The organism is uncultured Parabacteroides sp. (genome assembly GCF_947855115.1).
Taxonomy (GTDB): Bacteria; Bacteroidota; Bacteroidia; order Bacteroidales; family Tannerellaceae; genus Parabacteroides.
Genome location: NZ_CANTZW010000006.1, coordinates 78,389 through 93,302, shown reverse-complemented (window position 1 = coordinate 93,302; position 14,914 = coordinate 78,389). Strand labels below are relative to the sequence as shown.

9 protein-coding genes are annotated in these 14,914 nt (G+C 48.7%); 7 read left to right on the top strand and 2 right to left on the bottom strand.

Going from position 1 to position 14,914, the window contains the following annotated elements:
• Positions 1 to 557 precede the first annotated feature (557 nt).
• Together Q0110_RS06165 and Q0110_RS06160 are read right to left on the bottom strand one after the other, a co-directional pair.
• Positions 558 to 2,102: a HAMP domain-containing sensor histidine kinase gene (locus Q0110_RS06165; RefSeq protein ID WP_297904269.1), complete on the bottom strand. Its 1,545-nt coding sequence runs from the start codon at positions 2,100 to 2,102 to the stop codon at positions 558 to 560.
• 224 nt (positions 2,103 to 2,326) lie between these two features.
• The gene (locus Q0110_RS06160; protein WP_297904266.1) at positions 2,327 to 3,214 is read right to left on the bottom strand and encodes an AraC family transcriptional regulator; all 888 of its coding nucleotides are present in this window, start codon (positions 3,212 to 3,214) and stop codon (positions 2,327 to 2,329) included.
• A gap of 94 nt (positions 3,215 to 3,308) precedes the next feature.
• On the opposite strand from Q0110_RS06160, the gene Q0110_RS06155 reads away from it, so the two are divergent.
• The 7 genes from Q0110_RS06155 (at position 3,309) to Q0110_RS06125 (ending at position 14,779) form a co-directional block, all read left to right on the top strand.
• On the top strand, positions 3,309 to 4,760 hold the full coding sequence (locus Q0110_RS06155) for a rhamnulokinase family protein (protein WP_297904263.1): 1,452 nt from the start codon (positions 3,309 to 3,311) through the stop codon (positions 4,758 to 4,760).
• Between the two features lie 88 nt (positions 4,761 to 4,848).
• Positions 4,849 to 6,108, top strand: coding sequence for an L-rhamnose isomerase (locus Q0110_RS06150; RefSeq protein WP_297904257.1), 1,260 nt, complete (start codon positions 4,849 to 4,851; stop codon positions 6,106 to 6,108).
• Entirely contained in the window at positions 6,108 to 7,133 is a 1,026-nt protein-coding gene (gene rhaT, locus Q0110_RS06145; RefSeq protein ID WP_297904496.1) for an L-rhamnose/proton symporter RhaT, read from the top strand. The genes Q0110_RS06150 and rhaT overlap by 1 nt, the downstream gene beginning before the upstream one ends.
• A gap of 11 nt (positions 7,134 to 7,144) precedes the next feature.
• Positions 7,145 to 7,945, top strand: a complete 801-nt coding sequence (rhaD, locus tag Q0110_RS06140; RefSeq protein WP_297904255.1) for a rhamnulose-1-phosphate aldolase — start codon at positions 7,145 to 7,147, stop codon at positions 7,943 to 7,945.
• 3 nt (positions 7,946 to 7,948) lie between these two features.
• A complete protein-coding gene (locus tag Q0110_RS06135) occupies positions 7,949 to 9,697 on the top strand; it encodes an alpha-L-rhamnosidase C-terminal domain-containing protein (RefSeq protein ID WP_297904252.1) in 1,749 nt (582 codons plus the stop codon).
• Between the two features lie 143 nt (positions 9,698 to 9,840).
• Positions 9,841 to 12,417: a family 78 glycoside hydrolase catalytic domain gene (locus tag Q0110_RS06130; protein ID WP_297904249.1), complete on the top strand. Its 2,577-nt coding sequence runs from the start codon at positions 9,841 to 9,843 to the stop codon at positions 12,415 to 12,417.
• Between the two features lie 145 nt (positions 12,418 to 12,562).
• A complete protein-coding gene (locus tag Q0110_RS06125) occupies positions 12,563 to 14,779 on the top strand; it encodes an alpha-L-rhamnosidase C-terminal domain-containing protein (protein ID WP_297904247.1) in 2,217 nt (738 codons plus the stop codon).
• The last annotated feature ends 135 nt before the right edge of the window (positions 14,780 to 14,914 follow it).

Genomic DNA, 14,914 nt, shown 5'->3' with positions numbered 1-14,914 from the left:
CAATGTGACATTTTGTATCGTTAAGTCCCGGATACTTGTTTTTTCCGGGACAATATACGTGCCGCTTCTAAAAACGAAAGAAAATATTTATAACCGGTTTACTTATAGTTGGTTATCGAAATATAACCTTTTATTCTAGCGAAATAGGTTCATCCTAGTTCACATTATCGGGGTTCAAATCCTCTTTTCATAAGGATGCGATGGCAATTTCATACGTATGTATCGCCCGATACATACGGTTGTATCACCCAACACTACCGTATGTGTTGGTAAATGGTACTAGTCGCGTCGTGGTATGAGACCTTTTGAGTAGAAAAATAGGAGCTTTTACGCAGGAACAAGGTACAAAACACCCCTTTTACCCTGATATTTATCGCTAGTTGGAGTTTCAGGAAAAAGAACCGTGTTATAGAAAAGCCTCTATCTTGAGCAAATAGGTAGAGTTGTTGATTTTTATCCGTGGTTTTGTCAGAATAGGAATAAGAAACAAAGAGGGTATGCCAATGAGATATTTCATGTTTGGCATACCCTCAGATCTTATCTATCATAAAGTTCGTTTATATCTGTAATACAAGGATGAAGCGGCATCCTTTTTTGTATTCCTTATCAATAGACAAGGTTCCGTTTAATTTACTAGCCATCAATGCGCAGATCGGTAATCCCAGCCCATCGCCTTGCGCTAAATCCTTCGTCTCGTTGAAGGGCTTGAATAGGTTTTCTTTTAGGTTATCCGGTATGCCAGTGCCGTTATCCGTGATGATAAATTGGCATACATGGGCCCCTTTCCGTTTAAATTCCAGCCGGATATTACCGCTGGAAGTATATAATGCGGCATTCTTCAACAAATGCAATAAGATTTGTTCCAGATGCTCGGCATTCGTCTTGATCTCCAATTGGGGCACATCTGTTATGAGATTGACTTCCGGTTGAATATCCCCTTTTACCTTCTCCACGATTTTCTTGCTGAAGTTTCCTACATTGAAAGGACTGACCTCGTATGGTTCCATTAACGTATTCTCCAAGGAGGAGAGCTCTTGGATATGAATTGCGAACTGCCTCAATGCCTCTACCCGGGCCAATACTCCCTCGGCTTGCTTGGGAGCTATCGCTTGCGATTCCTTGGCGACTGCGCTGAGCTTGTCTAGCGTAGGTTCCATTTGAGCCGATATGTTTTGGATGAATTGTGCCTGTTGCTCGCTATGCTCGTTTGTTGTCTGGATGATTTTCTTCAGTTTCTTGTTCAGCACGATAAAGCGCAGCAATAGGAATCCCAAAAGAAGCAAGGCGGCAATAAGGATTACCGCGAAGGTGATAAGTCCGGCGATTATATATTGCTTGACGGAGAGCTTATCGTCTTTCTCCTGTATGGTTTGTAAGCTCTGATCGTATTTTTGTTGTAGCGCTCCCAGTTGGTCCTTTGCCGCCAAAGCCTTTACGGAGTCCGTCCATACGATGTATTTCTCGTAGGTACGTTCCATCAGCGGGGCGTTGTTGGCTTTACGGGCGGTAGAGATCAGGTTCCGATAGCAATCGCTAACCTTATCGTATTCTTTTTTCTCCTTATACTGGTCGATCAGCTTCTGGAAGGCAGAGTCTCCTTGCTCATTTTGCCCGAATGTGTAGTAATACCCCGCTTGAGTATATAATAAATCGTTCGATAGTTTCTCGTTGCCCGCTTGGTTGGCCAAGTTACTCAACGTATTGAGCTGAGCTTGCGCTTGTGCGGCGTTCTTTAGCTTGATATACATTTCCAACCGCTCTTTGGTTACTTGGAAACGCTGTTCATAGAGCGATTTCTGCAATTTCTGCTCCTCAGTCAAGATAAATTGGTTCATCTGGCGGCAAAGATCGAATGCCTCTTGGTAATAATTCTCGCGATAATATAGATAAGTAGCCTGCGTACCGGCATCAATCGCTTGTTTGTAATCCCCTTTCTCTGCGAAGTTCTTGTAAGCTAGGAGAAAAAGATAACGAGCTTTGGTATAATCCTTTTTTTCTAGGCTGCTTTGTGCCTGTGTCATAAATTGGCTTGTCGTGTTTTGCGCCTGCGTGACTAGGCAAAGACAAAGTACAAGAGAGAATAAAAGATAAGTGATCCTCATAACTTAAAATTTTAATTTGAAGTAAAAATATGTATTTACAAGGATTAAAGCAAAATATATCCATGGAAAATAACCTCGCTATAACAAATAGACAGGAACCTTTAAAGTGCGTTTCGTTCCAGGCTCGATCGACAACTCACATTTATCAATTTATCAATGTGAAACCGTTTAACCGAAAGAGGTAAAGATGAAGTATAATCTCTGTCTTTACCTCGTTTTTTATATCAATGCGTCCGGTTCCGGAATTCTGAGGGCGTAACCCCTTCTTTCTTCTTGAAGAAGGTGGAGAATTGGCTGGCGTTTTCGAAATGTAGGCTATAGGCGATCTCGGAGATTGTCAAGGGAGTACTGGTCAGAAGTTCTTTCGCACGGAAGAGCTTTTGTTGTAATTGATATTGGGCGGGAGAGACACCGGTGTATTCCTTGAACGTCCGGCGAAACCATGAATAACCTAAACCAAGACGAACGGCGATCTCTTCCGGGCTTAAGGGGTTTTCGATATTCTCTTTCATTAATATACGTGCCTCGTTGATTTTATCCACAACATACGTATTTGTGAAGGAGTTGTTCTTTTCCTTATAATATACGGAACCCAATATGTGAAGTACGATACTGGAAATCATCTGCTGATAACCGGATTTCTCTTCCGAGGCGAACTTCAGTATATCCTCATAAAGCCCGACGATTGTAGCGCTCAATCCGATCCTGTGTAACGGTTCTTCCTTGGTGAAGAATTTCTTCTCTACACGTTTGTCGATATGAATGCCCCGGAAACCTACCCAATACTCATCCCATCCTGTTTCTTGGTCCGGATAATAGCTATGCCATTCCCCGGGGAAAAGGAGGATCATCGTCCCTGCGTTTATCTTTTGGGACTTACAAGACTGGGAGGAAAAGTAACCGCTACCTTTCGTTATATATACCAATTGATACTCGTTCAGGATACGTCCGGTCTGAGGCTTGAAATTATACTTCTCCGGGTGTCGGGAAAGCGGGTAGACGCAACCCGGCGGGATAAACTGGTATCCGACCGTCGTGACAACAATTCCCCATTCCTCATCCGTAGCGCTGATAGTCAAGTAACGTAGTAAGTCATTCCGCAGTTCGTTCATGTCAGATTTGAAAGGTTTAAAATCATTTTCGTAAGCAAATATAGCAATAATGCTTTTACTTTTGCTTTCATCAAACAAATAACTTTGTTAAGCCATGAAGGAATACAATTTTCTAGCCTTTGACATAGGGGCTACCAGTGGACGGGCCGTGGTCGGGACCTTAAAGGATGTCAAATTTGAAATAAAGGAGATTCATCGGTTCCCGAATCCGATGGTGGAATTACACGGACGGTTTTACTGGAATATCTATCATCTCTATACTTCTCTTATAGAAAGCTTGACAATATGTGCCCGGCAAAGAATCCGGTTACATTCGATCGGAATAGATACATGGGGAGTGGATTTTGGGTATGTGGCTTTGGACGGCTCTTTGTTGGGTCTGCCTCGTGCCTATCGAGATCCTTATACAGACGGTGCTCCCGAGGACTTTTTCAAACGGATTCCCAAGGAGGAGGTTTATAAGCGGACAGGTATTCAAGTGATGCCGTTTAATAGCTTGTTCCAGCTTTTCAGGGCGGGGCAAGACTCGTTTATCCCACAGGAAGTAGCGGAAAAGATATTATTCATACCAGACCTTCTGGCTTATATGTTGACGGAGCGTATGGTGTGTGAATACACGATCGCTTCCACATCTCAATTATTGAATCCGGAAACCCATAAATTCGATTACAAGCTCTTGGAGGCCGTGGGTGTATCTCCAACCTTGATGTGTCCGGTCATAATGCCGGGAACATTGATCGGGCGGTTGAGCGAGTCGATCGCTCATCAGACGGGAATCGGGGAAATTCCGGTAGTTGCCGTGGCCGGTCACGATACGGCGTCGGCAGTAGCCGCTGTTCCTGCTTCTTCTCCTGATTTCGCTTACTTGAGTAGCGGTACTTGGAGCTTGATGGGGATCGAGGTGGAGAAGCCGATCATCAATGAGGTCTCTTTCAAGAATAACTTCACGAACGAGGGGGGCATCGAGGGTACGACCCGCTTCCTGAAGAATATTACGGGTATGTGGATCTTGGAGCGTTGTCGGGAGCAATGGAAACGATCGGGATTGGATTATTCGTACGATGATATGGTTCGGATGGCCGAGTTAAGCGAGTTTACCTCCTTGATCAATCCGGATGATCCTCGTTTCGCCAATCCGGAGAATATGTTACATGAGATCACTGCATATTGTGAAGAAACCGGGCAGGCTGTTCCAGCATCGGACGCTGATTACGTGCATTGTATTTTTTATAGCTTGGCGAACCGTTATAAAGAGGTGCTGGATATACTCAAATCGATGTCGCCACATCCGATCGAACGATTGCATGTGATAGGCGGTGGCTCACGAAACGATTTGTTGAATCAATTGACAGCCAACGCTATCGGTATTCCTGTATTGGCAGGCCCATATGAGGCCACGGCCATTGGAAATTGCCTGATACAAGCTAAATCAGCTGGATTGCTGACAGATTGTTGGGATATGCGAAAACTGATTGCCTCCGCATTCCCACCCAAGGAATTTCATCCAGTTGTAGAGACGGGGCGTGCCCCGTCTCCCACCGTCTGATAGAATCTTTAAGTTACTATTTTGCTGGGATGAGACGGGGCACGCCCCGTCTCTACAACCAGATTCATTATATATAAAACATCATACCATGACAAAAGACAGTTTAATTCAACAAGCATTTGAAGTAGCGGCAGAACGTTATGCGGCCGTAGGTGTAGACGTTCGTAAGGCTTTAGAGGATATGAAGAAAATATCCCTATCCCTACATTGCTGGCAGGCCGATGACGTAAATGGTTTCGAGAACCAAGGCGGCTCCTTGACCGGTGGCATACAAGTGACCGGCAATTATCCGGGACGTGCCCGTACCATCGACGAGTTGCGCCGGGATGTATTGAAAGCGAAATCCTATATCCCCGGCAATCATCGACTCAGTCTACACGAGATCTACGGGGATTTCCAAGGAGAGAAAGTAGATCGTAACGAGGTAGAACCCCGTCATTTCAGGAGTTGGATACAATGGGCGAAAGAGAATGATTTCAAGCTAGACTTCAACAGTACCTCTTTCTCGCACCCTAAAAGCGGAGATTTGACCTTGGCAAATCCCAACGATGATATCCGTAACTTCTGGATCGAGCATACGAAGCGTTGTCGTTGGATCAGCGATGAGATAGGGAAAGCCCAGAACGATCCCTGTATGATGAACCTTTGGATACACGACGGGAGCAAGGAAGTCCCGGCCAGCCGCTTGCGTTATCGCCGTATCTTGGAGGAATCGTTGGACGAGATATTCGCTACCGAATATAAATGGATGAAAGATTGTATCGAGGCAAAACTCTTCGGTATCGGTCTGGAAAGTTATACGGTAGGTTCCTATGATTTCTATTTGGGCTATGGGGCGAAGAAGAACAAAATCGTCACCTTGGACACCGGCCATTTCCATCTGACGGAAAGTATCGCCGACAAGGTTTCCTCGTTATTGCTGTTTACGCCCGAGATCATGTTGCACGTAAGTCGTCCTATCCGTTGGGATAGCGATCATGTCGTGATCTTGAATGACGATGTGCAGGATTTAGCCCGTGAGATCGTGCGCTGCGATGCCTTGGACCGGGTACATATCGGCTTGGATTATTTCGACGCAACCATCAATCGTATCGGTGCTTATGTCATTGGTAGCCGTGCCACGCAAAAAGCCTTTATGCTCGCTTTGCTGGAGCCGATCGCCTTGCTTCGCCAATATGAGGATGAGGGCAAGTATTTCCAGCGTCTTGCCTTGCAGGAGGAAGCGAAGAGTCTGCCTTGGGGTGCGGTTTGGGATATGTATTGTTTGCAAAGCGGGGTTCCTGTAGGAGAGTCTTATATCGCTGAGATCGAGAAATATGAGTCCGACGTTACCTCCAGACGGAAATGATAGAGATCGGGATCGGGTTATTGATCATTGCGATCGGCAGTTTCGGGCAGAGTAGCTCATATGTGCCGATCAATAAGGTCCAGGATTGGAGTTGGGAAAGCTTTTGGCTGGTGCAAGGTATCTTCGCTTGGCTGGTTTTCCCTTATCTCGGAGCGATGCTGGCGGTACCGGAAGGGAGTACCTTGCTGGAGCTATGGCGTTCGCCGGGTAGCTTGGGAGCGGTTATCTATGGCATGCTCTGGGGTGTCGGCGGGTTGACTTTCGGGTTGAGTATGCGTTATCTGGGTGTGGCTTTGGGACAGAGTATCGCCTTGGGTACATGCGCCGGTTTCGGTACGCTCTTCCCGGCTTTGTTCGGTGGTACGAACCTGTTTGAGGGAACTGGGTTGATCCTGTTGACCGGTGTTTGCATTACCTTGGCGGGTATCGCCGTGATCGGTTACGCCGGAAGCTTGCGGGCCCGGAATATGAGTGAGGAAGAGAAGAAAGCGGCAGTGAAGGATTTTGCCTTGACCAAGGGCTTGGCGGTAGCCTTGCTTGCCGGCGTGATGAGCGCCTGCTTCAATTTGGGCTTAGAATCGGGAAACGAGGTGCTGGCGAAAGCGAAAGAGGCGGGTGCCAGCGATCTGTTCGCCTTGAATCCCGTGATACTGTTGGTAACCTTGGGTGGCTTTTGTACGAACGCTGTGTATTGTATTTTCCAGAACATGAAAAACGGGACGGGCAAGGATTATTTCTCGGTCTCGGGAGGTACATTGCTGAATAATGTCTTATTTTGCGCTTTGGCAGGCGTGCTTTGGTACTCGCAGTTCTTCGGGCTGGGGATGGGAAAGAGCTATTTCTCGGATTCCCCGGTTATGCTGGCTTTCTCGTGGAGTATCTTGATGTCGCTGAATGTTATTTTCAGTAATGTCTGGGGCATCTTATTAAAAGAATGGAAGGGGGTGGATCGCCGGACGATCGTGGTATTGATTACCGGCATGTGTATCTTGATCTTTTCCTTATTGTATCCGAATATAGTTTAATTATAATAGACATGATAACACTAAGAAACAATGAACGCCTAATGGCGGAAATAGATCGTATCGCCGAGGTCGCCGGTTATTTGTGGACCAAGGGTTGGGCCGAGCGAAACGGCGGGAATATATCGGTGAACCTGACTACTTTATTGAGCGAGGAGGAGAAGGCGTTGCCGGCTTTGGTTTCCTCGATCCCTTTGCAAGAGGCGATGACGGCCTTATGCGGCCACGTCTTTTACGTGACGGGTACCGGAAAACGGATGCGTTACGTGGCGAAAGATCCTTTTGCCAACGGTTCCTTGATCCGTATCGCCGCCGATGGGAAATCGTATGATATCCTGGCGGAGCAACCGATCCAACCGACCTCCGAGTTGCCTTCCCATTTAATGATGCACAATTTCTTGCGTGCCAAAGGACGGGATAACCGGGTCGTGTTGCATACGCATCCGACGGACATTATCGGCATGACGCATTGCAAGCCGTTCTTGGATTCGGAGAAGATTACCCGCACGTTGTGGAGCATGATCCCGGAATGTCGGATTATCGTGCCGAAAGGGGTCGGTATCGTTCCTTACGAGATACCGGGCACTTTGGCGTTGGCGCACGCTACGATCCGTCAGTTGGAGAAACACGACGTGGTGTTTTGGGAGAAGCATGGTATCCTTGCCGTCGGTGAGGACTTGATCGAGTGCTTCGACGCGATCGATACGTTGAGCAAATCTGCCCAGATCTATTTCAGTGCCCGTATGACCGGTTACGAGCCGGAAGGCATGACGGATCAGCAATTGGATGACTTGGTTCCGGCTTTTGGACTCTAGCGTATGCGAAAGAAATTAATCATTCTATTCCTAGGAATCGGTTCGTTACCGTTGTTCGCCCAGCAGCGAGATCATCGGACACGGGAGTATATCGCCCCGGTCCGTATTGTCTGGCAGCAAGATAGTTCGCGAATTACGGGAGCGAACCATTTGCTTGTTCCGGGCAACGGACAGTCGGATTTGGCGAATAATCGGTTGTGTGTGTTGAAAAGCACGCCGACCGAACATCCCGCCTTGCTACTTGATTTCGGGAAGGAGTTGCAAGGCGGCCTTCAGCTGGTGACCGGTATGCCGCCGTCTCACGATCCGGTTTCCGTGCGGGTTCGTTTCGGTGAGTCGGTTAGTGAGGCTATGTGCGAGATCGATGGCGCGAACGGAGCGAGCAACGATCATGCGATGCGGGATTTCGTGGTATCGCTCCCTTGGCTAGGCGTGCAGGAGATCGGTAATTCCGGTTTCCGTTTCGTGCGTATTGATGTATTGGGTGATTCTACGGAGTTGCAATTAAAAGAGGTCCGTGCGATCTCCACGTTTCGGGATATTCCTTATCTGGGTTCTTTCCGTTGTAATGACGAGCGGTTGAACCGGATCTGGAAGACAGGTGCGTACACGGTCCACTTGAATATGCAGGAATATCTATGGGACGGTGTAAAGCGGGATCGTCTGGTCTGGGTGGGGGATTTACATCCGGAGGTAATGACGGTCAGTACCGTCTTCGGTTATAATGAGGTGGTTCCTAAGAGCTTGGATTTGATTCGGGATATTACGCCGCTGCCTAGTTGGATGAACGGTATCAGCTCGTATTCGATCTGGTGGTTGTTGATTCAGCGGGATTGGTATTATTATCAAGGGAATCTCGCGTATCTACAAGAGCAACGTCCTTATATGACCGCCTTATTACGTCACTTGATCTCGAAAGTTGACCCAAGCGGACAAGAGAAACTGGATGGGAACCGTTTCTTGGATTGGCCTTCCAGCGAGAATACACCCGCTATCGATGCCGGCCTTCAATCGCTGATGATACAAGCGATGTGGGCGGGGGAGGAGTTATGTACCGTCTTAGGCGAGGATGCGTTGGCTTCGGAATGCCGTGCGGTAGCTTCCAAGGCCGTAGCATTTTCCCTTCAGAAGAAAGACCGGTTCCCTTCGGAGAAAGATCGGATTACACCCGGAGATAAACAGGCTGCCGCTTTGATGGCTCTGGCGGGTATCATGGATGCTAAGGAGGCGAACGAGCGTTGCTTGGCGGTGGACGGGGCGAAAGGCTTTTCTACGTTTTACGGGTATTATATGCTACGGGCGATGGCTTTGGCTGGTAATTACCAAGGTGCGCTAGACGTGATCCGTACGTATTGGGGGGCTATGCTGGATGTAGGCGCTACGACGTTCTGGGAGGATTTCAATATGGAATGGCTTCCGGATGCCGGGCGTATTGACGAGCTGGTTCCCGCGGGAAAGAAAGATATTCATGGGGATTATGGGGCGTATTGCTATCAAGGTTTCCGCCATAGCTTGTGCCATGGATGGGCTTCGGGCCCCACGTCGTGGTTAAGCGAGTACGTATTGGGCGTACAAGTGGTGGAACCGGGTTGCCGTACGGTGCGTATCACCCCGCATCTGGGAGACCTCGAATGGGTGGAAGGTACGTTCCCCACGCCTTATGGGGTGATCGAGATCCGGCATGAGAAAGGTACGGACGGTAAGGTGATAAGCCATATCAACGCTCCTAAAGAGATACGAGTTAATCCATAACTCTTATACTTAGTTGTAGAGACGGGGCGTGCCCCGTCTCCCACTGTCTGATAGTATTCTAAATTACTATTTTGATGGGATGAGACGGGGCACGCCCCGTCTCTACAACTGGATATATTGAATGTGTATAATTTATAGAATATATGAAACAAACAATCTGCATCTACGCTTTCGCCGCCCTCTTATTAGGCGGCTGTAAAAGCAATAATGAATTAACGATACCTACGAATCTTCGTACGGAATACCTTACGGAGCCTATCGGCTTGGATACCTCGTCTCCTCGCTTTACATGGGAATATTCCGGAAATGAGGAAGGCTTTAAGGCTTCCCGCTATGAGATACGGATCGGTACGAGTCCGGATGATCTGCGGCCCTATGCGGAAGGAATGGCTCTGAAACCTCATACCCGTTATTACTGGAATGTTACGGTATGGGATGGTGAGGGACATCCGTGCGCTACCTCGGAGACGGCTTCTTTCGAGACCGCTAAGTTCGATCCCTCGGATTGGTCCGCCTCTTGGATTACCGATCATAAGGATAAGGAGTTCGAGCCTGCCCCTCTGTTCCGTAAATCTTTCCCGGTAAGCAAGGACGTGAAGGATGCCCGTGTGTACGTGGCATCTGCCGGGTATCACGAGCTATTTATCAATGGCGAGCGGGTCGGAACGAATTATCTGGACCCGGGGTATACGCATTTCGATAAACGCATCTTGTACGTGACGCATGATGTTACCTCTTTGCTGAAGCAAGGCGATAACGCCGTGGCCGCTGTTCTGGGAAACGGCTGGTATAATGAGCAGTCCGTGGCGGTCTGGAATTTCCATGAGGCACGTTGGCGGGATCGTCCCCGCTTACTATGCGAGTTGCGTATTACCTATACGGATGGTACGACAGAGGTGATTGGCTCGGACGAGACTTGGAAGACTTCTACGGGTGCTTATACCTATAACAACCTCTATAGCGGCGATAAATTCGATGCCCGTCTGGGAGAGGCCGGCTGGAAAACCGCTGGCTTCGATGACAGTAAATGGGAATCGGTACTTCCAACGGAGGCTCCGGCACCTCTGTTGGTAGCTCAGCAAATGCCTGGAATCCGCATCACGGAAGAGGTGAGACCCGTGTCGATGAAACGTTTTTCCGATCAGTTATATGTATATTCTTTCCCTAAGAACATGTCCGGCCTTTGCCGCTTGAAGGTGAAAGGCGAGGCGGGAACCCGTATTACGCTTAAGCATGGCGAGTTGTTGAAGAAAGACGGTCGTTTGGAGCAAGGCAATATCAATGTATATTATCATCCGGTCAAGCCGGACGAGGTATTCCAGATGGATGTCTTTACCCTAAAAGGTACGGGAGAGGAGGAGATCTTTATGCCTTCCTTCTCCTATCATGGTTTTCAATATGTGGAGGTGGAGAGTAGCCGTCCCGTTTCCTTGACGGAGGAGAACCTGACCGGCTTGTTTATGCACACCGATGTCCGTCCGGCAGGCTCTTTCGCTTGCTCCCATCCGCTGTTGAACAAGATTTGGGAGGCTACGATGCTGGCTTACCGCAGCAACCTGCACAGTATCCCGACCGATTGCCCGCAACGAGAGAAGAATGGTTGGACCGCCGATGCCCATATCGCGATCGACCTCGGTTTACTGGGCTTCGATGGTATCACGCTTTATGAGAAATGGATGAATGATATTATCGACAACCAGCGTGAGGCGGGTGAGATCTCCGGTATCATTCCTTCCAGCGGTTGGGGATATGGCGAGTGGCCGGGCCCGGTTTGGGACGCTGTCATGTTCGTCATCCCGAACGCTTTGTATGATTATTATGGCGACTCTCGTAGCATAGAGCGCTTGTATCCTACCATGCAACGGTATCTGGACTACTTGAAGACGAAGGAGAAAGACGGTTACCTGCCTTTTGGCTTGGGCGACTGGGTATATTGGAAAGCTACGACGAATAATGAATATACCTCTACCGCCTACTATTATCTGGATTATAAGTTGATGGCTCGCTTCGCCTCTTTGCTGGGTAAGGATGCCGCTCCTTATCAAGACAAAGCGAATACGCTCAAATCCTTGATCAACCAGAAATTCTTCAATGCCGAGACCGGTGTTTATGCCGAAGGAACCCAGACGGCACAAGCCTTGGCCCTGTATCTGGGACTTGTACCGGAAGGCAAGGAACAACTCGTAGCGGACAAGCTACGTGAGGTGGTCGCGGGAAATAACCATTTCTTGGATTTTGGTTTATTAGGCAGTAAGACCGTTCCGGCCATGCTTACGAAATACGGCTATATCGAGGATGCCATGAAGATGATCACGAAGACGGAAGCGCCTTCATGGGGGTATTGGGTGGAGACGATGGGATATTCTACCTTACCGGAGACATGGACACTCAGCCCTAAATTCAATGACGCTTCCTTGAACCATGTCTTTATGGGAGATGTCTCCGCTTGGATGATGAACCAATTGGCGGGAATCAATTACGATGCCTCTGCCCCGGGCTTCCACCATATCCGTATCACGCCTCATTTCGTGAAAGAGCTGGATTGGGCGAAAGGTGAGTATCATTCCGTACGTGGCCGTATCGCCAGCGAATGGAAACGGGAAGGGGACAAGGTTACGCTTACCGTGACGATCCCGGCCGATTGTTCCGCCGATATCGTGGTAGGTGACCAAACCGAGACCGTATCCACCGGTACGCACACATTCACATATCCCGCTTAATATACTTAGTTGTAGAGACGGGGCGTGCCCCGTCTCCCACCGTCTGATAGTATCTTTAAGTTTCCATTTAGAGGGGATGAGACGGGGCACGCCCCGTCTCTACAACCAAACCATTATAAACTGTTGAACTTTAAAGATTAGTTTTATGAATAAGCTACTCATCGCCATCTTTTCGTTCCTCTTGCCTTTCGGCTGGATAAAGGCGACAGCTCCTTCCCATCCCGAATCCTTCCCGTGGAAAGCCCAATGGATTAATACCGAGCGTTGCCAAAGCGCTACGAACACTTGGCTGATCTACCGTAAATCATTCGGCGTGACGGATGTTCCGGATCAGCTTATCGCCCGTATCGCCGCCGATTCCAAGTATTGGCTTTGGATCAACGACCAATTGGTTGTCTTCGAGGGCGGTTTGAAAAGAGGACCTTCTCCTTCCGGGACTTATTACGATCCGGTAGATATCGCCCCTTACCTGACAAAAGGCTCGAACACCATCGCCATTTTGCTCTGGCATTTCGGGAAAGATGGTTTCAGCCATATCAACAGCGGGAAAGCCGCCTTGTTGTTTGAGGCGATTGCTCCGGGGCTGGAGATCGTCTCCGACGCAAGTTGGCAGTGTGCCTTGTATGAGGCTTATCAGAATACCGAAGCCCCTTTCCCGAATTACCGTATGCCGGAAAGTAATATCCGTTTCGATGCCCGTCAAGCGATAAAGAACTGGAACCGTACAAGTTTCGAAGGTTCCCTTCCGGGAGCGGTCTGCATCGGTAAGACAGAGAAAGCTCCTTTCGGGGATTTGGTGGAACGTCCGATACCCCAATGGAAAAACAGCGGCCTGTTATCCTATGTATCTGTCCGGAAATCCTTGAAAGGCGATACCCTATTCTGTCGCCTGCCTTATAACGCCCAGATTACTCCGTATCTAAAAGTGGAGGCAGAGGCCGGGAAGACCATCCATATCCGGATGGATAATTACGAGGGAGGAAGCGAGCGCAATGTACGTGCCGAATATATTACCTGTGAGGGCGAGCAGGAATACGAAAGCTATGGCTGGATGAACGGCCATGAGGTCTGCTATATCATCCCCGAGGGCGTGAAAGTGTTGGATGTGAAATACCGTGAGACCGGTTACAACGCCGACCTTGCCGGCTCTTTCCACTGTGATGACCCGTTCTATAACGAGCTTTGGAAACGTTCTGCCCGTACCTTATACATAACGATGCGAGACAATTATATGGACTGTCCGGACCGTGAACGTGCCCAGTGGTGGGGTGACGAGGTGAATGAGTTAGGCGAAGCTTTCTATGCCCTTTCTCCTTCCGGACAGAAACTAGCCTTAAAAGGCATTCATGAATTAATGAACTGGCAGCGGGAGGACGGAACGCTCTACTCTCCGGTTCCGGCGGGTAATTGGGATAAGGAACTTCCTTTGCAGATGTTGGCTTCTATCGGTTGGTACGGTTTTTATACGCAATATTATTATAGTGCCGACAGTAGTTTCGTCCCTGTGATTTACGATCGGATGCACCGTTATTTGCATGAGGTTTGGCAAGTCGATACGAGCGGCTTGGCGATCGAGCGTCAAGGTGATTGGAGCTGGGGTGATTGGGGAGAGCATGTCGATATGGGTGTCTTGACCAATTGTTGGTATTATCTGGCCTTGAAAGCGGAGCGAGCTTTCGCCTTGCAACTAGGTAAGGATAAGGATGCCGATGAGATCTCCCGGATGATGCGTAGCATAGAACGTTGTTTCGACACGAAGTTCTGGACAGGTTCCGCTTATCGCTCTCCCGGCTATAAAGGAGAGACGGACGATCGTTCCCAAGCCATGGCAGTCGTTTCCGGGTTAGCCTCGAAGGATAAATATCCGGCAATGACAAAGGTTCTTAAAGAGGAGTATCACGCCAGCCCTTATATGGAGAAGTATGTCCTGGAAGCCCTTTTCCAGATGGGCGAGCCGGAGTTTGCCTTAGAGCGGATGAAGCAGCGTTACACCCGTATGCTGGATTATGCCGAATACACGACCTTGTTCGAGGGATGGGGCATTGGAGCCGAAGGCTTCGGTGGCGGCACGATCAATCATGCTTGGAGTGGTGGCCCGCTAACTTTATTGAGTCAGAAGGTCTGTGGTATCGAACCGACCTCTCCCGGTTTCCGTACCTTTAAGATCGCGCCTCAACTGGGTTCGTTATCGGAAGCTTCGGCCAGCTTAGAGACTCAATTTGGAACCATCCAAGTAAGCATCAAGAAAAAAGGCAAGCGAATGAAATTCGATCTCCGAATCCCGGAAGGCACCTCTGCCGAACTGATAAGACCGAATGGAACCCGAGAGTTTTTCGCCTCAGGGCATCATCAGGTGGATTAGAGATTGTTTTCCGGCAGACATTCACCTTAGCGGTGCCCCCGACGATAGAGGAAGGGGCACTACTAAGGTATTGTAGTTTCTCTTTATCTTTCACTACGCTCAAATGGAGTTTGAAAGTACCAGGACCTTCGGGTG